1 protein-coding gene is annotated in these 649 nt (G+C 75.7%); it reads left to right on the top strand.

Going from position 1 to position 649, the window contains the following annotated elements:
* Positions 1 to 7: 7 nt before the first annotated feature.
* Positions 8 to 649, top strand: a 642-nt coding sequence (locus tag VR44_RS40395; RefSeq protein ID WP_342669446.1) for a ketoacyl-synthetase C-terminal extension domain-containing protein, incomplete at its 3' end; no start/stop codon positions are given.

Here is a 649-nt window from a genome sequence, read left to right as displayed (position 1 = left end):
GTCCAACATCGGCCACACCCAGGCCGCCTCCGGCCTGGCGAGCGTGATCAAGACCGTACTGTCGCTCCGGCACGGCCTGCTGCCCAAGACCCTCCACGTGGACGAGCCCACCCCGCACGTCGACTGGTCGGCGGGCGCGGTCCGGCTCCTCACCGAGCCCGTGACCTGGACGGACACGGACCCCGCCCGGCCGCGCCGGGCGGCCGTCTCCTCCTTCGGGGTGAGCGGCACCAACGCCCACACCATCATCGAACAGGCCCCGGCGGCACCGGCGGAGCCCGAGGAGGACGGGTCCCGGCCGACGGCCCCCGACGCCCGGCGCGGCTGCCTGCCCTGGACGCTGTCGGCCGGCGACGAGACGGCCCTGCGCGAGCAGGCCCGCAACCTCCTCGCCCACACCCGCTCCCACCCCGGGCTCACCCCGGCCGACCTGGCCCTCTCCCTGGCCGAGTCCCGCACCGCCCTGCCCCACCGCGCGGTGGTGCTGGGCACGACCACCGAGGAACTGGCCGCGGGCCTGGCCGCACTGGGCCAGGGCGAACCCTCGGCGGACCTCGTACGGGGCCGCACGGCGGCGACCGGAGCACGCACGGCGTTCCTGTTCTCGGGCCAGGGCAGTCAGCAGCTGGGTATGGGGCGTGAACTGTAT

It is taken from the genome of Streptomyces katrae, from assembly GCF_000966975.1.
Taxonomy (GTDB): Bacteria; Actinomycetota; Actinomycetes; order Streptomycetales; family Streptomycetaceae; genus Streptomyces; species Streptomyces katrae.
This window is presented reverse-complemented; position numbering and strand designations above follow the sequence as displayed.